19 protein-coding genes are annotated in these 16,961 nt (G+C 64.4%); 9 read left to right on the top strand and 10 right to left on the bottom strand.

Translation table 11 applies throughout. The features are described 5' to 3' along the window. Nucleotides 1–71: 71 nt before the first annotated feature. A complete protein-coding gene (locus tag CWO91_RS07090; protein ID WP_130212826.1) occupies nt 72–1,700 on the bottom strand; it encodes a fatty-acid--CoA ligase in 1,629 nt (542 codons plus the stop codon). A 65-nt stretch (nt 1,701–1,765) separates the two neighbouring features. On the opposite strand from CWO91_RS07090, the gene CWO91_RS07085 reads away from it, so the two are divergent. Then, complete coding sequence (locus CWO91_RS07085) at nt 1,766–2,851, top strand: extensin family protein (RefSeq protein WP_130212825.1); 1,086 nt, start codon at nt 1,766–1,768, stop codon at nt 2,849–2,851. A gap of 36 nt (nt 2,852–2,887) precedes the next feature. On the opposite strand, the gene CWO91_RS07080 is transcribed toward CWO91_RS07085, so the two are convergent. Continuing rightward, a complete protein-coding gene (locus tag CWO91_RS07080; RefSeq protein ID WP_130212824.1) occupies nt 2,888–3,574 on the bottom strand; it encodes a L,D-transpeptidase in 687 nt (228 codons plus the stop codon). A 335-nt stretch (nt 3,575–3,909) separates the two neighbouring features. Here CWO91_RS07080 and CWO91_RS07075 point away from each other — a divergent pair, with 335 nt between their 5' ends. Together CWO91_RS07075 and CWO91_RS07070 are read left to right on the top strand one after the other, a co-directional pair. Continuing rightward, nucleotides 3,910–4,887, top strand: coding sequence for a magnesium transporter CorA family protein (locus CWO91_RS07075; RefSeq protein ID WP_130212823.1), 978 nt, complete (start codon nt 3,910–3,912; stop codon nt 4,885–4,887). A gap of 206 nt (nt 4,888–5,093) precedes the next feature. Then, on the top strand, nt 5,094–5,312 hold the full coding sequence (locus tag CWO91_RS07070) for a hypothetical protein (protein WP_130212822.1): 219 nt from the start codon (nt 5,094–5,096) through the stop codon (nt 5,310–5,312). A gap of 81 nt (nt 5,313–5,393) precedes the next feature. On the opposite strand, the gene CWO91_RS07065 is transcribed toward CWO91_RS07070, so the two are convergent. The 3 genes from CWO91_RS07065 to pdxH all read right to left on the bottom strand — a co-directional run bounded on the left by CWO91_RS07065 (nt 5,394) and on the right by pdxH (nt 8,417). Continuing rightward, a complete protein-coding gene (locus CWO91_RS07065; RefSeq protein ID WP_130212821.1) occupies nt 5,394–6,164 on the bottom strand; it encodes a class I SAM-dependent methyltransferase in 771 nt (256 codons plus the stop codon). Between the two features lie 820 nt (nt 6,165–6,984). Then, nucleotides 6,985–7,737, bottom strand: a complete 753-nt coding sequence (locus CWO91_RS07055) for an SDR family NAD(P)-dependent oxidoreductase (protein WP_130212820.1) — start codon at nt 7,735–7,737, stop codon at nt 6,985–6,987. A gap of 38 nt (nt 7,738–7,775) precedes the next feature. Beyond that, nucleotides 7,776–8,417 carry a pyridoxamine 5'-phosphate oxidase gene (gene pdxH / locus CWO91_RS07050; RefSeq protein WP_128935310.1) on the bottom strand — a complete coding sequence of 214 codons (642 nt, stop codon included), beginning with the start codon at nt 8,415–8,417 and terminating at the stop codon, nt 7,776–7,778. Nucleotides 8,418–8,530: 113 nt separating this feature from the next. Between pdxH and CWO91_RS07045 the strand changes: the two genes are divergently transcribed. Both CWO91_RS07045 and CWO91_RS07040 read left to right on the top strand, forming a co-directional pair. Then, nucleotides 8,531–8,938, top strand: a complete 408-nt coding sequence (locus CWO91_RS07045) for an RT0821/Lpp0805 family surface protein (protein WP_164934631.1) — start codon at nt 8,531–8,533, stop codon at nt 8,936–8,938. A 108-nt stretch (nt 8,939–9,046) separates the two neighbouring features. Continuing rightward, nucleotides 9,047–10,012 (top strand): DnaJ C-terminal domain-containing protein, encoded by a 966-nt coding sequence (locus CWO91_RS07040; RefSeq protein ID WP_130212819.1) that lies wholly within the window; start codon nt 9,047–9,049, stop codon nt 10,010–10,012. A 316-nt stretch (nt 10,013–10,328) separates the two neighbouring features. Here CWO91_RS07040 and CWO91_RS07035 read toward each other — a convergent pair whose 3' ends face one another. Together CWO91_RS07035 and CWO91_RS07030 are read right to left on the bottom strand one after the other, a co-directional pair. Then, a complete protein-coding gene (locus CWO91_RS07035; RefSeq protein ID WP_130212818.1) occupies nt 10,329–11,099 on the bottom strand; it encodes an anti-sigma factor family protein in 771 nt (256 codons plus the stop codon). Nucleotides 11,100–11,202: 103 nt separating this feature from the next. After that, nucleotides 11,203–11,691: a sigma-70 family RNA polymerase sigma factor gene (locus tag CWO91_RS07030; protein WP_091893603.1), complete on the bottom strand. Its 489-nt coding sequence runs from the start codon at nt 11,689–11,691 to the stop codon at nt 11,203–11,205. A 171-nt stretch (nt 11,692–11,862) separates the two neighbouring features. Here CWO91_RS07030 and fabI point away from each other — a divergent pair, with 171 nt between their 5' ends. The 4 genes from fabI (at nt 11,863) to CWO91_RS07010 (ending at nt 15,831) form a co-directional block, all read left to right on the top strand. After that, on the top strand, nt 11,863–12,672 hold the full coding sequence (fabI, locus tag CWO91_RS07025; protein WP_128935306.1) for an enoyl-ACP reductase FabI: 810 nt from the start codon (nt 11,863–11,865) through the stop codon (nt 12,670–12,672). A 75-nt stretch (nt 12,673–12,747) separates the two neighbouring features. Continuing rightward, nucleotides 12,748–13,347 (top strand): histidine phosphatase family protein, encoded by a 600-nt coding sequence (locus CWO91_RS07020; RefSeq protein ID WP_130212817.1) that lies wholly within the window; start codon nt 12,748–12,750, stop codon nt 13,345–13,347. 88 nt (nt 13,348–13,435) lie between these two features. Then, on the top strand, nt 13,436–14,524 hold the full coding sequence (gene aroC, locus CWO91_RS07015; protein WP_128935304.1) for a chorismate synthase: 1,089 nt from the start codon (nt 13,436–13,438) through the stop codon (nt 14,522–14,524). 116 nt (nt 14,525–14,640) lie between these two features. Next, nucleotides 14,641–15,831: an adenylate/guanylate cyclase domain-containing protein gene (locus tag CWO91_RS07010; RefSeq protein WP_130212816.1), complete on the top strand. Its 1,191-nt coding sequence runs from the start codon at nt 14,641–14,643 to the stop codon at nt 15,829–15,831. Between the two features lie 3 nt (nt 15,832–15,834). Here CWO91_RS07010 and clpS read toward each other — a convergent pair whose 3' ends face one another. The 3 genes from clpS to crcB are packed head-to-tail and all read right to left on the bottom strand — an operon-like array spanning nt 15,835 to nt 16,955. Continuing rightward, nucleotides 15,835–16,140: an ATP-dependent Clp protease adapter ClpS gene (gene clpS, locus CWO91_RS07005; protein ID WP_091893614.1), complete on the bottom strand. Its 306-nt coding sequence runs from the start codon at nt 16,138–16,140 to the stop codon at nt 15,835–15,837. A gap of 42 nt (nt 16,141–16,182) precedes the next feature. Further along, complete coding sequence (locus CWO91_RS07000) at nt 16,183–16,524, bottom strand: DUF190 domain-containing protein (RefSeq protein WP_091893616.1); 342 nt, start codon at nt 16,522–16,524, stop codon at nt 16,183–16,185. 2 nt (nt 16,525–16,526) lie between these two features. Next, nucleotides 16,527–16,955, bottom strand: a complete 429-nt coding sequence (gene crcB, locus CWO91_RS06995) for a fluoride efflux transporter CrcB (RefSeq protein WP_130212815.1) — start codon at nt 16,953–16,955, stop codon at nt 16,527–16,529. Nucleotides 16,956–16,961 lie beyond the last annotated feature (6 nt).

Genomic DNA, 16,961 nt, shown 5'->3' with positions numbered 1-16,961 from the left:
CCCGGCCATGACGTCGTGGAGGCTTCAATGCGTCAAACGCCCACCCCCTCCAGGGGAGGTGGCACCGCGGCTTACGCCGCCGCGTTCGGGAAGCGGTAATCCTTGAACTGGTCGCGCAACGCCGTCTTCAGGATCTTGCCCGTCGCGGTGTGCGGAATGCCCTCGACGAACGCGACGTCGTCGGGCATCCACCACTTTGCGATCTTGCCGTCCATGAACTTCAGGATGTCCTCGCGCGTGGCCTGCTGGCCCTGCTTGAGCTGCACGATCAGGAGCGGCCGCTCATCCCATTTCGGGTGGAACACGCCGATCACGGCGGCTTCGGCCACGGCCGGATGGCCGACCGCGAGGTTTTCGAGATCGATCGAGGAGATCCACTCGCCGCCGGACTTGATCACGTCCTTGGAGCGGTCGGTGATCCGCATGTAGCCGTCCTCGTCGATGGTCGAGACGTCGCCGGTGTCGAAGAAGCCTTCCTCGTCGAGGATGTTGGCATCGATCCGGTAATAGGCCTTGGCGACGGCTGGGCCGGCGACCTTGAGGCGGCCGAAGGTCTTGCCGTCCCAGGGCAGCTCCTTGCCGGCATCGTCGGTGATCTTCATCTGAACCGCGAACGGGGCATAACCCTGCATCTGGAGCACGTCGAGCCTGGCATCGCCGGTCGCGTTCTGGAACGGCGGCTTCAGCGCCGCGACGGTGCCGATCGGGCTCATCTCGGTCATCCCCCAGGCGTGGCGGACGTTCGAGCCCATGTCGAGGAAGGCCTTGATCATCGAGCGCGGCATCGCCGAGCCGCCGCAGATCACCATCTTCAGATCGGGCAGCTTCAGATTGTTGGCGGCCATGTGCTGGAGCAGCATCAGCCACACCGTCGGTACGCCCGCGGTGTGCGTCACCTTCTCGGTCGAGAGCAGCTCGTAAACCGAGGCACCGTCGAGCTTGGCGCCGGGCATCACCAGCTTGGTGCCCTGCGAGGGCGCGGAGAAGGCGATGCCCCAGCTGTTGGCGTGGAACAGCGGCACCACCGGCAGCATCGTCTCGGAGGCGCTGGTGCCGAGCGCGTCGACATTGTTGGCCATCAGCGCGTGCAGCACGTTGGAGCGATGCGAGTACAGCACACCCTTCGGGTCGCCCGTCGTGCCCGACGTGTAGCACATCGCGGCTGCCGTGTTCTCGTCAAAGTCCTTCCATTTGAATTTGCCGTCGGCCTGCGCAATCCAGTCCTCGTAGGCGACCACATTCTTCAGCGTGGTTTCCGGCATATGCGCCTTGTCGGTGAGCACGACATAGCGTTCCACGCTCTGAAGTTTGTCGGCGACCTTCTCCAGGATCGGAACGAAGGTGATGTCGGTCATCACGATGCGGTCCTGCGCATGGTTGATGATCCAGGCGATCTGCTCGGGGAAAAGGCGGGGATTGATGGTATGGCAGATGGCGCCGATCCCCATGATGCCGTACCACACCTCGAGATGGCGCCAGGTGTTCCAGGCGATCGTTGCGACACGGTCGCCGAGCTTGATGCCGTCGCGCTCCAGCATCTGCGAGACCTTGAGCGCGCGCTGGTGGATCTCGGCGTAGTTGGTGCGATGGATCGGCCCCTCGACCGAGCGCGTGACCACCTCCTGCTTGCCATGAATCCTGGCGGCGTGTTCGATGATCCGGTGGCAGAGCAGGGGCCAATCTTGCATCAAACCGAGCATTCTGACGTTCCTCCGAGAAGTCGCTGGGCGCGTTATCGCTCTCAGCATTGGGCCAAAGAATTGTCATGAGTTTTAGCCTGCCGGACTTTCGCCGCAAATGGTCTTGTCGCGGCTATATGTCCACCGGCGCGGCAATGGTTACCGCTGCGCTCGGGCTGTCGCTTGTGCTCGCCGAGAGGGCAGAGGCGCGGAAATATCCTGCGCCATGGGATATCTTCGGCCTTGGTACACCACGACCGCGCGCAGCCGTTCGTCACGCCAAGATTCCACTGCCAAAACCGCGCCCCGAAGAGGCCCCCAAGGCGTCGGACGAGGGGGCGCCGGAGCCAGAAGGCAAGCCATCCGAGGACAAGCCAAGCGCCGACAAGCCCGCCGAGGCCGCGCCGCCGCCCGAGAAGCAGGTCTCGGCCTGCCGGCTGGCGCTGACCGAGGAGATCGCGATCGCGCCCTCCATTCCGGATATCCGCGGCCCTGGCGCCTGCGGCGGTGAGGATCTGGTGCGGTTAGAGGCCATCGTGCTGCCGGACAAGCGCAAGGTGGCGGTCAAGCCGGCGGCGATCCTCCGCTGCACCATGGCGTCCGCGGTCGCCGATTGGGTGCGCAAGGACATGGTGCCGCTGGCTGCGAGCCTCGGCTCCACCATCAGCGACCTCGACAATTTCGACAGCTTCGAGTGTCGCGGCCGCAACCGCGTCGTCGGCGCGATGCTGTCCGAACACGGCAAGGCCAACGCCCTCGACGTCCGCGCCATCAAGCTCGCCAACGGCCAGTCGATCGGCCTCACCGACCGCACCATGTCGCGCGACGTGCGCGAGCGCGTGCTGCATTCTGTGTGCGCGCGCTTTTCCACCGTGCTCGGTCCGGGTTCGGACTGGTACCACGAGGACCACATCCACCTCGATTTGGCGCAGCGGCGCAACGACTACCGGATCTGCCAGTGGAACGTGTGGGATCCGCTGCCGCAGGTCGCCCCGCTGCTGCCGGCGGAGCGCCCCGAGGAGGCACCGCCGCGCGAGGTCGCGGCCAAGCCCGACGCGAAGGAGGACGCCGACGAAGGGGCGGCGGAGAATCCCCCTGCGCCTGCGGACAAGCCGTCGGCTGATGGCAACAAAGCCCGGTCGCACAAGCCGGCAACAAAAAAGCGCCGGTAAGACCGGCGCTTTTGGATGTCAGAGATCAGAATGCGATCAGTAGCTGCCGGCTTGGCCGGTTTGGCTGCCGCCGAGCGCCAAGCGCGAATTATACGGCGAGTCGCCATGCTTCGGCTCAAGCACCACGACGATGGTGCCGACCTTGACGCGGTTGTAGAGGTCGATCGCGTCCTCGTTGGTCAGGCGGATGCAACCCGACGAGATCGAGGCGCCGATATATTCCGGCTGGTTGGTGCCGTGGATGCGGAACAGCGTGTCCTTGCCGCCCGAGTAGAGATACATGGCGCGGGAGCCCATCGGATTGTCCGGACCCGGCGCGACATAAGTCGGCACGCCCAGGCGCGAAATCTCGCCCGGCGTCGGATGCCAGGCCGGCCATTCGGTCATGCTACCAACCTTGGCAATGCCGGACCAGGCCATGGCCTCTTCACCGACGGTGATGCCATAGCGGATCGCCTTGCCGCCCTCCAGCACGTAATAGAGGTAGTGGTTGTCGGAATCGACCACGATCGAGCCCGGCGATTCCTTGCGGTGATACTCGACGATGGCGCGGCGGAACGGCTCTGCGACCGGGGTATTTTCATACCGGACCTTAGCGAGGAGTTCCTTGTCCTTCGGCTTGAAGGCTTTGGTGTCGGTCGCCTCGAAATGCGTGGCCTGCATGCAGCCCGACAGCATCAGGCCAGCGGCCAAGATCCCCAATTTAACTTTCAGCGACGACATGGTTTGGTTCCAATCAAAACAATACCGTGCGGAAGGCCTGAGCTTAGCGCCCAAGTTCCTCGACTCCGTTAATCCCATTATCGTTGAAATCTGCCACAATTCCAGCACTGAAGCCCTTATCCCGCGCTGCAAGACCCCAGCTGTGGCTTTTCTGCCGCAAGTTTTGCGGCGCTGTGTGGATTTTGCGGCAAAGGGCCCCGAACTGTCGATTCCGCGTCACAGTTGAGCCGTGACCCCGCCCTAAATACCAACGCTCCGTTAATCCGGTTGTCATCGTGAACTTGTCAGAATCGCGCTAAGGGCTGTCATTCTGTCGCAGGTTCTCTGGAGTTGTCATGTTTTCGGTGTTTGTTCCCTCCGAGGCCTCCCTCAAGAAGGCTGTCATCGAAGATCTCACCGCGCTGCCGGAGAGCGCGGTCTGGATCGACCTCTTCAACCCGAGCGCGGCCGAGGACAAGGCGGTGGAGCGGCTGGCGGGCATCGCCATCCCGACCCGGGAAGACATGCAGGAGATCGAGATCTCCAGCCGGCTTTATATCGAGAACGGCGCGCGCTACATGACCGCGACGCTGATGTGCCACTCCGATACCGACATGCCGCGGACCACGGCGGTGACCTTCATCCTCGGCGACCACCGCCTGGTGACGGTGCGCTACGATTTGCCGAAACCATTCGCCCTGGTCGAGGCCAAGCTCGGTCGCTCCTGCACGCCTTCCATCACCGGCGAGATGGTGCTGATGGAACTCCTGGACGCCGTGATCGACCGCTGCGCCGACATTCTGGAGCGCTGCGGCGCCGAGATCGACCAGGTCTCGCACGACATCTTCGAGCCCGAGAGTGAGCGCCACGGCCACGCCAAGCAATATTCCCAGATCCTGATCTCGATCGGCCGCAAGGGCGATCTGACCTCGAAGGTTCGGGAGAGCCTGGTGTCGATCGGCCGCGTCGTGACCTTCTTGTCCGCAGTGGTCGAAGGCGTGAAATGGTCGAAGGACATGCGCGAGCAGCTCAAGACCATGCAGCGCGACGTGGCCTCGCTGACCGATCACGCATCCTATCTCTCCAACAAGATCACCTTCGTGCTCGACGCCATGCTCGGCGTCGTCAATCTCGAGCAGAACAACATCATCAAGCTGTTCTCGGTCATGGCTGTTGTCCTGATGCCGCCGACGCTGATCGCCTCGATCTACGGCATGAACTTCAAGGCGATGCCGGAACTCGAATGGATCCACGGCTATCCGATGGCGCTGGTGATGATGCTGGTGGCCGCGATCGTCCCGTACTGGATCTTCAAGTGGAAGAAGTGGCTCTGATCTCCCGCGCTCTCGGAAAATAGCTACCGAGACCTTACGCGGTTCGCAAAGACACAGTCGATCGTGTCGCAGAATAGAGCGGGATTGCGGCGGTGCCGTGATGTGTGCTCCGTGCCCCAATTCCTCCGGTAAAATTTGAGCGGTGGGCTGAACGTTTGCGCGAAACTTGTCTGCGATAAGCAGCGTGTTAGCCGCGAGGAACAGCCATGGTTGAAAAACACATAACGACGCCCCGCAACGTCATCGATCTGGCGAACTATCGTCAGGTCGTGACGGGCGGCAAGGCGCCGTCGTTGTCGGCACGTCTGTGCCGGCACTGTGGTGCTCCGCTGCTCGACGGTGAAAACGACGACGACTGCTCGACTGCATTGAACGCCGCCGCTCCGCGGCTGCGCGAACGGTCGCGTCGGATTCGACTCGATTGAGGAACGGAAGGAAGGCGGGCGATCCAGGTCTTGCGGCGGCGTTGTCTGGATCGCCTTGCTTCCCGTCCTTCGGCAAATCAGCTAGCGCTTCACGATCTGCGCCGTCGAGACAATGGTCTCGGCGATGGCGCCGTCGCGGCTGAACGGGACGAGATGGTTTAAGACATCGCGCAGCATGGCCTCGACATTCTCGCCCAAAGCATCCGGTGATGACGACGAATAAGTGAGAGTGCGTTCCGCCAAGTCGTACAGGCCGACCAGATGGCTGGTTTCGACTGTGACGAGCTCGGCGGGCTGAAACGAGCTGCGGCGGAAGAACGCGGGAAGGTTGCGGTGGGTCCGTGTGCCCCGGCCGGCTTCCTCCCAGAGCTTTGCCGGCGACCAGCGGCGGCGGATCTCGTTGTAGCCATCAAGCCAGGGGTTGCGGCCATCGGCGGCCGAGAACGAGGCGCAGATCGCGAGCGCACCGTCGTGCGCGACCAGCCGATCGAGCAATGCAAGCGTCAAGTCACGATCCATCCAATGCAGCGCGCGGCCGATTGTGACGATGTCGAAACTGCCGATGTCGGAGGCGAGCGACTCGGCGTTGCTTTCGATCAGCGTGACATGTCGCCCCGCGCGCGCTGCGGCGAGCCGGGCGGCGTCGAGCATCGCAGGCTCAGGGTCGACACCGACGACACGGCCGACATAAGGGCCGAAGCCGAGCGCCAGCAGCCCGGGTCCGGTGCCGAGATCGATCAGGCTGCTCTCTCTGGAGAGGCCGAGCTTGTGCGCGACACTGCGAAAGAATTCGCGCGGGTAAGGCGGGCGCAAATGCTCGTAGAGTGACGCCGTGCTTGCGAATCTGCCCATGCTTCCACCGTTCTGGCCTATACGTGCTCGCCGCCTTGATGTGCCGCGTGATCATTCACGACAGAATGCAATGTCGCCCGTCGGGCAAAACACCGCGCGATCACGACCATGTTGTCAAGCGCCTGCGCAAAAAATATTCCGCTTTACCGAAATTCGGATTTGTCGTATGTGTCGCCCATCCCGGCTCATCCTTGAGGGGCGATCGTGTGGTCGTCATGTTTCGCGAGCCGGGCTTGCGGTGGACGCAGCAGCGTCGGGCGCGAACAGCCAGGGCAGGGCGGATTGCTCTCCGTGAGCCCAGGGCTTCGTGCGGACGGACGGCGCTGTCAGGTTCGTCTCGCCCGTAGGTTTCCGGCTCCGTCGACAGGGCTGGGAAAACTGCGGCGAAATGGCGGGCCGTGCGTACGGCAAAACCGTGTGGTCCTGGCCGTCGTTGCTACGGTCAAGCTCTTGCGGATGCGGCAATCGCGTCAACTGGCGCGGGGTCGGCGACTTTCGCAAGCGTGAGGGAGGCCAGAAGGAACTCGGCTCCCGGGAGAACTCGGCATACGCCGTCCAACCATCGCGCAGGGAAGGCCGAGTGATTGGCTACACCTGTATGCTGCTGTGCGGTTCTTCCTGCGTGTGCTTTTCGCGCAGCGGACCGCGGGTGCCGGCCGGCACCCGGCCTTCCCTGCGCCCTCTTGGCTTCGAGGGTGGAGAGATCAAGCAAAACTCGGGCGAAATACGCCGCGAGAATGCGAAGCCGTGTCTGTAAACCGAGAGGCGGATTGGTTGCCGACGAGATCGCTCATTGCTCCGTCGTTGCCACGGGAGCGGATCAAACGTGCTGGCCGCCGTTGATGTGGATCTCGGCGCCGTTGACGTAGGAACTGGTGTCCGTGCACAGCACATAGATGATCTTGGCGACCTCGTCGGGGGTGCCGAGGCGATGCATCGGGATCTGCTGCTCGACGATCTTCTCGGTGCCGGGCGACAGGATCGAGGTGTCGATCTCGCCCGGCGCGATCGCGTTGACGCGCACGCCGATGCGGCCGAAGTCGGAAGCCATCTCGCGCGTCAGAGACGCGAGGGCGGCTTTGGACGTCGCGTAGGCGGCACCCGCGAAGGGATGCACGCGCGAGCCCGCGATCGAGGTGACGTTCACGACCGATCCCCTGGCTGCCTTCAATTCCTCGATCAGCCCGCGCGCCATCATGATCGGCGCAAAGAAGTTGACGTTGAAGACATGCGTCCAGGTGTCAAGGTCGGTGTCGACCGAGCCGAGCCGCGCGCCGCCCGCGCCCTTCGGCGAGATCGCGGCGTTGTTGACCAGCGCATGCAGCGTGCCGTCCTCGAGCCGGCGGCGGATCTCGGTGATCGCCCGCGCGGTATCCTCGGGATCGCCGAGGTCGACCTGGATATGATCCTCGGGGCCGGCGTCCCACGGGCAGTCCTCCGGGAAAGGATGCCGTGAGCAGGTGATGACGCGCCAGCCGGCCGAGGAGAAACGGATCACGGTGGCATGGCCGATGCCGCGGCTGGCTCCGGTCAGGAGCAGCGTACGACGCGGCAGATTGGACGAATGCGGCATGGACATCTTTCAGGTCGGCCCAAAGCTAAAGACAAGGCTCAAGGATACATCCGCGTCTTGGACCACTTCTGGCCGGCCGCGTCACGGCGAAATTCGATGCGGTCGTGCAGTCGGAATGGGCGGTCGTGCCAAAACTCGATGCGCACCGGCGTGATGCGCCAGCCGCTCCAGCCCGGCGGCCGCGGCACCTCGCCGATGACGTATTTGGCCGCGACTTTAGCGATGGCCTGTTCGAAGGCGAAGCGGCTCTCCAGCGCCTCGGATTGCTTGCTCGCCCAGGCGCCGATCTGGGCCTGCTTCGGGCGGGTGGCGAAATAGGCATCGGCCTCGGCGTCGGTCACCGGCGTCACGTTGCCGCGGATGCGGACCTGACGGCGCAGCGACTTCCAGTGAAAAAGTAACGCTGCCTTAGGATTCGCGGCCAGTTCGCGGCCTTTCTGGCTGGCGATGTGGCTGTAGAAGACGAAACCCTCGGTATCGAAACCCTTCATCAGCACCATGCGCACGTCCGGAAGCCCGTCAGGGTCGACGGTCGCGAGCGCCATTGCGTTCGGATCGTTCGGCTCGCTCTTGATCGCCTCGTTCAGCCAGGACTCGAACAACGCAAATGGCTCGTCTGCGGCGGTGAAATCACCGGATGTTAAGGGTGTCTGGTGTTTCATCGAGGTCGTGTCGGTCATGTCTGGAGTCCGAGTTGCGTCCCGCGGCCCAAAACGCGCTATTGTCCGCTACCGCCCTATATAGGGCATGGGGACGCGTTGGCCTATCGGTGATCCGTCCGTCCGGCTTCGTCATGACGATGATTCTAATCGGGCTTGGTGCCGGCGGTTGCAGCTTTTCGCGCAACGACAGCAGTGCCTATGCCAAGGCCGACGACAGCGACCTGACCGGATCGATCGCGCGGCCGGCGAAGGACGCCCCGCCGACCGAGACCGATCTCGCCTTCGCCCGCAACGCCGCCTCCGACGTCCTCAGCAAGGGCGATAAGGATTCCAGCCAGCACTGGGAGAATCCGGAGACCGGGGCGCGGGGCTCGGTCACCCCGATCGCACAGTCCTATGCCGCGGAGGACGGCCGCAAGTGCCGTGACTTCCTGGCGAGCTACGTCAACGGCAATACCGAAAGCTGGCTCCAGGGCGCCGGCTGCCAAAGCAGCCGTGGCCGTTGGGAGATTCATACGCTAAAGCCGTGGCGGAGCTAGGATCCGGCGCGGGCCCTAGTTGCAAAAATGCCACTCTCTCCCCACATGATCTGCAGGTGGGGCGGGGAGCCCTTTGAACAATTCGATTCCGTGAAGGAGACGTGACGGATGCGCGACCCCTATGAGGTCTTGGGGGTGCCGCGGAGCGCCAACGCTGCCGCCATCAAGAGCGCCTATCGCAAGCTTGCCAAGAAGCACCATCCCGACAGCAACAAGGGTGACCCGAAGGCTGCCGAGCGCTTCGCCGAGATCAACTCGGCCAACGAGATTCTCGGCGACGAGGACAAGCGCAAGCAGTTCGACCGCGGCGAGATCGACGCCGAAGGCAAGCCGCGATTCCAGGGCTTTCCGGGTGGCGGCGGGCCGCGCGGGCGCGCGGGCCCCGGCGGGTTCGAGAGCTATACGTTCCGGAGCGGCGGTACGGGTGGCAGCCCGGGCGGCGGCGCGTTCGAGGATATCCTCAACAGCATGTTCGGCGGTGGGATGCGTGGCGCGCGCCCTGGGGCCGGGGGCGGCGCCCAGTTCGACTTCGACACCGGCGGGATCGGGCTCGATCTCGACGTGAACGTTGCCATGTCCGTCTCGCTGGAAGAGGCGGTCAAGGGCGGCGAGAAGCGCGTCCGGCTGCCCACGGGCAAAGAGCTGAACGTCAAGATTCCGGCCGGCGTCACCGAGGGCCAGCAGATCCGGCTGAGGGGGCAGGGCGAGAGCGCGCAGGGCCATCCGCCCGGCGATCTCCTGATCACCATCAACATCGCGCCCCACCCCCACTTCAAGGTCGAGGGCACCGACTTGCGGATCGATCTGCCGGTCACGCTCTACGAGGCGGTGCTCGGCGGCAAGGTCCGCGTCCCCACCCTCGGCAATGCCGTGGAGCTCTCGGTCCCGAAAAACACCTCCAGCGGCCGAACCTTCCGCCTCAAGGGCAAGGGGCTGCCGAACGCCGGCGGAACCGGAGACCTCTTCGTCGTCATCAGGATTATGCTACCGGACGGGAACGATGCCGAGCTTGAGACATTGATGGAAAAGTGGCGGGACCAACATCCCTACAATCCGCGTAGCGGGCTCGGCTAGGGCGCTATCCGAGGCCGCCTCGACGATCGGAGCATTCTCTTCCTGAAAGGATGATGCTCAACATACGTCTGAAGTGCGGTCGCGCTTCAACGCTGACGCGCGTCGGCTGTCCGGCGGGGCAGCCGATAAATAAGGTGCGGCCTCGAGAGGGGGACCAGCGCGGTACCAAAAACCCCAATCGAGGCCGCCTGCGTCGATCGGCGGATCGAACGCTGCTCATTTTCGCGTGATCATCCGGTGCGATTCTGAGACGCGCCGATGTCCTGATTCCAAATTTTCGATGTCGGAATCGAGGCATCGCGCTTGCAGGGGTTGTCTAGGTACCGTGCTTCTCTGCCTGGTCGTAAACGGCCTGCGCCACCTTGGTCAGCCGGTCGCGATCGGCGCCGCCGCTGACGACGTAACCGACGCCACGCTCGGCCCAGAACAGCGCCCCGTCCTTGTCCGTCCTGGCGTAGCGCATCTGCGTCGCACCATTCTCGGTCTTGGCGGTGTAGATCGTGTAGCGTTCGCCCGAGGCGCCCTCATACATCAGGAACGACGCGGGACCTTTCGGCCCCGGCAAGAGCCGGCCGCCGACGAGCTTCAGCCCGCTCGCCTCCAGGTTCGGCGCGAACACGGTCCAGCCGCAGCGCCGGGTCAGCCAGGCCTGGAGATGGTCACGCTCGTTGCCGCCGACCTCGACGGGGTGGCGGACCTCGACGACGTAGAGGCGGTGGGCGTCGAGCGCGTCGGCTGTAAAGCTCTGGAAGGCCGAGGGCGCGTTGGCGGCGCCATGCGCGACCCAGCCCGCCGTGCCGCCGGCGACGAAAGCAACCAGCACAGCCGCGGCGGCGCCATAGAGCCATTGCCGGGGGCGGCGCTCCAGCCGCTCGAGCTCCAGCCGTGCCGGCACCGGCTCCTGGGCGACGGAGTCGTAGCGGGCGTGCAGCATCTCGGCCATGGCGCGCCAGGACTGCACACGCTCGGCCTCGTCAGGATGGGCGGCAAGCCAGGCCTCGACGTCGGCGCGACGTTCGGCCGGCAGCTCGCCATCGACATAGGCGTGCAGCTCGTCTTCGGTGATCGGAATGTTGCGGTCGTTCATATCGGTCGTCTCTGGCTCTGTGGCCTAAAATGTCTTTCGTGGCTCAACGTCGCTCGCTCCATCTGCGTGGGGCGGACAAACACGCGATGCACCAGCCCTGCCATCATTTCACCCGCCTGAGCGCCGGGCGCGCGCCCTCGAGCGAAGCTTTGACGTGGGCGCGGGCGCGCGCCAGGCGCGACATCACGGTGCCGATCGGCACGCCCTGAATGTCGGCGACCTCGCGATAGCTCATGCCCTCCAGCATCACCAGCAGCAGCACCGAACGCTGCTCCTCGACGAGGGTGGCGAGCGCCTTCTCGATGTCGCGCCCTTCGGCCTCGGTCCCGCTGGCATCCGGGTTGTTCTCCGTCAGCGGCATGAATTGCGGCCGCCTGGCCAGTGAGCGCCGCCGGTTCTTGTTGAGGTTGGTCAGGATCGTGTAGAGCCAGCTCCTGACGTCGCCCCCGAGGAACAGGCGCTCCGAACGCAGCGCGCGTACCAACGTATCCTGTACCAGATCGTCGGCCGCATCCGCATCGCGCGTGAGTGCGCGGGCATAGCGGCGCAACGCCGGGATCATGGTTTCCACACTCTGGCGAAACGCGTTCATTGCGGTTTTCACGTCCCGGTGTTCGGCGCGAGCGCCACAACGATCATAACACCCGAATGAAACGGCTATTCCGGCGCTCGAAACAGCGTTAACGCCGCGTATTAGGACTGTACCGCGAAGGAGGGCTGGTGTACCTCCAGACCTCAACCCGCTCGATGGGACGTTGAAAAAATGGCGCAGAATTCAGGTCTGATGCAGGGCAAACGGGGCGTGATCCTCGGCGTTGCCAACAACCGATCGATCGCCTGGGGCATCGCAAAGGCATGCCGCGCGGCCGGTGCCGAGCTCGCCTTCACCTATCAGGGCGATGCGCTGAAGAAGCGCGTCGAGCCGCTTGCCGCGGAGGTCGGCGGTCTCGTGCTCGGCCATTGCGACGTCACGGATGCCGCGACGATCGACGCTGCCTTCGCGGTGCTGAAGGAGAAGTGGGGCAAGATCGACTTCCTGGTGCACGCGATCGCCTATGGCGAGCAACTCGACGGCCGCTATGTCGACACCACGCAGGAGAACTTTTCGAAGTCGATGCTGATCTCCTGCTATTCGTTCACCGCGGTGGCGCAGCGTGCCGAGAAGCTGATGACGGATGGCGGCTCGCTCATCACGCTCAGCTATTACGGCGCCGAGAAATGGATGCCGCATTACAACGTCATGGGCGTGGCGAAAGCCGCGCTGGAAGCCAGCGTGCGCTATCTCGCCGCCGATCTCGGCGAGAAGAACATCCGAGTCAACGCGATCTCGGCAGGTCCGATCAAGACGCTCGCCGCCTCGGGCATCGGCGATTTCCGCTATATCCTGAAGTGGAACGAATACAACGCGCCGATGCGGCGCAACGTGTCGACAGAGGATGTCGGCGGCAGCGCGCTGTATTTCCTGTCCGACTTGTCGCGCGGCGTGACCGGCGAGGTGCACCACGTCGATTCCGGCTATCACGTGCTCGGCATGAAGCGCCCGGACGCGCCTGATATCTCGCTCGGCGGGTAGAGCATGATCCGGAAAAGTCGGAACCGGTTTCCCGATAAGATCATGCTCAAACGAGAGGACTAGCCTTCGAACCGCATGCCCGTGCCCACGATCTACTTCCTTCGCCACGGCGAGACCGAGTGGAACGCGCTCGGGCGGCTCCAGGGCGCCCAGGACATTCCGCTGAATGCACGCGGCCGCGGACAGGCCGCGCACGCGGCCGGCGTTCTCGCCGATCTGTTCAGGCGCGACGGCAAGGACAAGGCGGCGCTGCCCTACGTGTCGAGCCCGCTCGGGCGTGCGCGCCAGACCATGGAACTCGTCCGTCGCAAGCTTGAACTGCCGCTTGCCGATTATTCGCTCGACGACCGCCTGCGTGAGATCGGCTACGGCACCTGGGAGGGGCTGACACTGGCCGAAAGCGAGGCCTCCGATCCCGATGTCTATGCAAGGCGCCTCGCCGACAAATGGACGGTCGCGCCAATCGGCGGCGAGACCTATGCGGCCGTGCAGCTGCGCATGCTCGATTGGTACGAGTCGCTTCTGGTCGACACCGTCGCGGTCGCCCATGGCGGCACCTGCCGGGCTCTAATGGTGGCTTTGGGCATCGAGACTCCCGCCGGTGCCGCCGAGCTCTATATCCAGCAGGGCGCCGTCTACGTGTTCCGCGACCGGCGGCTGGAGACGTTTAGTTAGCCTGGCCGGAATGACCGAGTGTGTGTTTGACCCGGGTGTTCCCCCGCGTTACCACCACAAGTCAGAACTGACTGACGAGTAGAGACGGATGTCCTTCAACACCTTCGGCCACATGTTCCGCGTCACCACCTTCGGCGAGAGCCACGGCGTGGCGATCGGCTGCGTGGTCGACGGCTGTCCGCCCATGATCCCGCTCACCGAGGCCGACATCCAGGGCGATCTCGACCGCCGCCGGCCCGGCCAGTCGCGCTTCACCACTCAGCGCCAGGAGCCGGACCAGGTGAAAATCCTGTCCGGCGTAATGGCGCATCCGGAGACCGGCGTGCAGGTGACGACGGGCACCCCGATCGGGCTCCTGATCGAGAACACCGACCAGCGCTCCAAGGACTATTCCGAGATCAAGGACAAGTTTCGCCCCGGTCATGCCGACTTCACCTATGAGGCGAAGTACGGCCTGCGCGACTATCGCGGCGGCGGGCGCTCCTCGGCGCGCGAGACCGCGACGCGCGTTGCCGCCGGCGCGATCGCGCGAAAGGTGCTGCCCGACGTCAAGGTGCGCGGCGCACTGGTGCAGATCGGCCCGCACAAGATCGACCGCGCCAAATGGGACTGGGACGAGATCGGGAAAAATCCTTTCTTCTGTCCCGACAAGGACAAGGCCGCCTTCTTCGAGACCTATCTCGACGGCATCCGCAAGAGCGGCTCGTCGATCGGCGCGGTGATCGAGATCGTCGCCGAGGGCGTGCCGGCGGGCCTTGGCGCGCCGATCTACGCCAAGCTCGACTCCGATCTGGCGGCCGCGATGATGACCATCAACGCCGTCAAGGGCGTCGAGATCGGCGCCGGATTTGGCGCGGCCGAATTGACCGGCGAAGAGAACGCCGACGAGATGCGCACCGGCAATGACGGCACGCGCTTTCTCTCCAACCATGCCGGTGGCGTTCTGGGCGGCATCTCCACGGGACAGCCGGTGGTGGTGCGTTTTGCGGTGAAGCCGACCTCGTCGATCCTCCAGCCGCGCCGCACCGTCGATCGCAAGGGCACTGATACCGAGATCGTCACGAAGGGCCGCCATGACCCCTGCGTCGGCATCCGCGCCGTCCCCGTCGGTGAGGCCATGATGGCCTGCGTGCTGGCCGATCACTTCCTGCGCGATCGCGGGCAGGTGGGACGCTAGTTTTTTCACCTCTCCCCGACGGCGAGAGATGAAAACGCCGTCCCGACGGTCTGGTGTGGCGGTACTAGCTCTCCGCGCAGCTTGACGGGCCCACAACTTCGTCCGCAAATGCGGACATGAACAGTTCCGAGCTTCAGCGCATCTGCAACTGGCTGATCGGCGGTGCCTGGTCGTCGCTAGAGCCGGCCGAGATGATCGCCGATTTCTGCGAACGTCTGGTCGCGGCCGGCCTGCCGCTGTGGCGGTTCGGCATCTTCATCCGCACGCTCCACCCCGAGATATTCGGCCGCAATTTCATCTGGCGGCAGGGTGGGGAGGTCGAAATCGGCAGTGTCGATTTCGAGATCCTGGACACGCCCGAATTCGCCCGCAGCCCGCTTCGCATCGTGTTCGAGCAGGGGGTGGAGGTCAGGGGACGCACGAGCGATCCCGACAGCAAGCGATTTCCGTTCCTTGATGACATGCGCGCCGAAGGCGCGACCGACTATATTGCGATGCCGGTGCCGTTTCTCGATGGCTCCATCCACGCGACGAGCTGGATCACGCAGCATCCCGGCGGCTTCAGCGACGACGACATCGCGGCGATCCGAAGCATCATAGCGCCGCTCGCGCGGGTCAGCGAGATCATCAGCCTGCGCCGCACCGCCGAGATGCTGCTCGACACCTATGTCGGCAACCGCGCCGGCGCACGCATTCTCGGTGGCCAGATCCGCCGTGGCCACACCGACACCATGCAGGCGGTGATCTGGCTCTCGGACCTGCGCGGCTTCACCGCCCTGTCGGACCGGCTGCCGGCCGAAACGGTGGTCGCAATCCTCAACCATTATTTCGACTGCCAGGTCACGGCGATCCGGGGCCATGGCGGCGAGGTGCTGAAATTCATGGGCGACGGCCTGCTCGCTGTGTTTCCGATCGACGAATATGTCGGCGATGCCGCCCATGTCTGCGCGCGCGTGCTGGAGGCGGCGCGTGAATCGCGCGCCAGCGTGGAGCAGCTCGCGTTTCCGGTCGGCGACGCCGTCGAGCGCTTCCGCTTTGGCGTCGCGCTGCACATCGGCAACATCCTCTACGGCAATATTGGCGGCGGCAACCGGCTGGACTTCACCTGCATCGGCCCCGCCGTCAATCTCGCGGCCCGGCTGGAGAAGATCACGGGGCGGCTGGGGCGGACCGTCGTCGCCTCGGAAGGTTTTGCCAATGTCTGCCACCACGACTGGCACGAGCTCGGCGAATTTCCGATCGCAGGATTTTCCAAGGCACAGCGCGTGTACGGGCTGGCCGAAGAAACGCACGCGCTGGTGGGCTGAGCCCTATTCCTCCGGCTCGGTCGTGAACAGCAGCGGATAGCCCTTGGCGCGGCCGGCATCGGTGGCACGCGTCGCCTTGGTCTCGGCGACGTCCTTGGTGAACACGGCGACGACGCAGGTGCCCAGCTTGTGCGCGGTGATCATCACCTTGTAGGCCTGATCCTCCGTCATGCGGAATTCGGCCTTGAGCACCATGGTGACGAATTCGCGCGGCGTGTAATCATCGTTGATCAGGATGACCTTGTGCAGCCGTGGCCGCTCGACCTTGGTCTTCGTCCTGGTTTTCGGTGTGGTAACGGTATCGTTCATTCCGCCTCCGGACACGGCGGGCTCGGGTTCCTGCTGGAGCGATCAGCTCGCGGCCTTCGCACCATATTGCAGGACCTGCACCTTCTCCAAGGTGATCAGGCCGCTCGACATCATGCCATCCAGGATGGGCAGGAATGCGTTGATGTTGTCCTCGCTGTCGACGATCTCGATCAGCAGCGGCAGGTCTTCCGAAAGCCGCAGGATCTTCGAAGTGTGCAGCCGGCTCGATTTGCCGAAGCCCATCGGACCGCGCAGCACGGTGGCGCCGGCGAGGTGCCGCTCGCGCGCGGTCATCACGATCGCTTCATAGAGCGGCTTGCCGTCGAAATGGTCGCTCTCGCCGATGAAGATCCGGAGCAAAACGGCCTGAGCGGGGATTTGCATGGTCAACTCCTTGTCAAGCGGTTGTAGCGGCTCGCCATCATATGCCCGAGCCACGCCGACACCAGCCAGCAGATGACGGACGCTGCGACATAGGCAAGTGCCGTGTACTTCATGCCGCCGTGGAGCAGGCGGAAGGTCTCGAGGCTGAAGGTCGAGAACGTGGTGTAGCCGCCGCAGAAGCCGGTCATGACGAACTGCCGGTGCTCGGGCCGCGCCAGCATGCGACCGTCGGGGCCGGTCAGCGTCGCGTAGAAGCCGATGATCAGCGATCCCGTGGCGTTGATGAACAGCGTGGAGAAGGGAAAGCCCGGTCCGGTGTCGAGCGCGAGACCGACCAGATAGCGGGTCAGTCCGCCGACGATGCTGCCGGCGGCAACCCAGGTGTAGAGTATCGCGCTACGCCAGCGCTCGGCGGAGGAGGGGACAGCCATGCGCTT

The organism is Bradyrhizobium genosp. SA-3, assembly GCF_004212635.1.
Lineage (GTDB): Bacteria > Pseudomonadota > Alphaproteobacteria > Rhizobiales > Xanthobacteraceae > Bradyrhizobium.
Note: the sequence above shows the minus strand (reverse complement) of the source record. Positions and strands in the feature narration are given on the sequence as shown.

What these genes read in the sequence shown, in the direction of transcription:
- CWO91_RS07090 (WP_130212826.1), bottom strand. Translation starts at nt 1,700, where the DNA reads ATGCTCGGTTTGATGCAAGATTGGCCCCTGCTCTGCCACCGGATCATC.
- CWO91_RS07085 (WP_130212825.1), top strand. Translation starts at nt 1,766, where the DNA reads ATGAGTTTTAGCCTGCCGGACTTTCGCCGCAAATGGTCTTGTCGCGGC.
- CWO91_RS07080 (WP_130212824.1), bottom strand. Translation starts at nt 3,574, where the DNA reads ATGTCGTCGCTGAAAGTTAAATTGGGGATCTTGGCCGCTGGCCTGATG.
- CWO91_RS07075 (WP_130212823.1), top strand. Translation starts at nt 3,910, where the DNA reads ATGTTTTCGGTGTTTGTTCCCTCCGAGGCCTCCCTCAAGAAGGCTGTC.
- CWO91_RS07070 (WP_130212822.1), top strand. Translation starts at nt 5,094, where the DNA reads ATGGTTGAAAAACACATAACGACGCCCCGCAACGTCATCGATCTGGCG.
- CWO91_RS07065 (WP_130212821.1), bottom strand. Translation starts at nt 6,164, where the DNA reads ATGGGCAGATTCGCAAGCACGGCGTCACTCTACGAGCATTTGCGCCCG.
- CWO91_RS07055 (WP_130212820.1), bottom strand. Translation starts at nt 7,737, where the DNA reads ATGCCGCATTCGTCCAATCTGCCGCGTCGTACGCTGCTCCTGACCGGA.
- pdxH (WP_128935310.1), bottom strand. Translation starts at nt 8,417, where the DNA reads ATGACCGACACGACCTCGATGAAACACCAGACACCCTTAACATCCGGT.
- CWO91_RS07045 (WP_164934631.1), top strand. Translation starts at nt 8,531, where the DNA reads ATGACGATGATTCTAATCGGGCTTGGTGCCGGCGGTTGCAGCTTTTCG.
- CWO91_RS07040 (WP_130212819.1), top strand. Translation starts at nt 9,047, where the DNA reads ATGCGCGACCCCTATGAGGTCTTGGGGGTGCCGCGGAGCGCCAACGCT.
- CWO91_RS07035 (WP_130212818.1), bottom strand. Translation starts at nt 11,099, where the DNA reads ATGAACGACCGCAACATTCCGATCACCGAAGACGAGCTGCACGCCTAT.
- CWO91_RS07030 (WP_091893603.1), bottom strand. Translation starts at nt 11,691, where the DNA reads ATGAACGCGTTTCGCCAGAGTGTGGAAACCATGATCCCGGCGTTGCGC.
- fabI (WP_128935306.1), top strand. Translation starts at nt 11,863, where the DNA reads ATGGCGCAGAATTCAGGTCTGATGCAGGGCAAACGGGGCGTGATCCTC.
- CWO91_RS07020 (WP_130212817.1), top strand. Translation starts at nt 12,748, where the DNA reads ATGCCCGTGCCCACGATCTACTTCCTTCGCCACGGCGAGACCGAGTGG.
- aroC (WP_128935304.1), top strand. Translation starts at nt 13,436, where the DNA reads ATGTCCTTCAACACCTTCGGCCACATGTTCCGCGTCACCACCTTCGGC.
- CWO91_RS07010 (WP_130212816.1), top strand. Translation starts at nt 14,641, where the DNA reads ATGAACAGTTCCGAGCTTCAGCGCATCTGCAACTGGCTGATCGGCGGT.
- clpS (WP_091893614.1), bottom strand. Translation starts at nt 16,140, where the DNA reads ATGAACGATACCGTTACCACACCGAAAACCAGGACGAAGACCAAGGTC.
- CWO91_RS07000 (WP_091893616.1), bottom strand. Translation starts at nt 16,524, where the DNA reads ATGCAAATCCCCGCTCAGGCCGTTTTGCTCCGGATCTTCATCGGCGAG.
- crcB (WP_130212815.1), bottom strand. Translation starts at nt 16,955, where the DNA reads ATGGCTGTCCCCTCCTCCGCCGAGCGCTGGCGTAGCGCGATACTCTAC.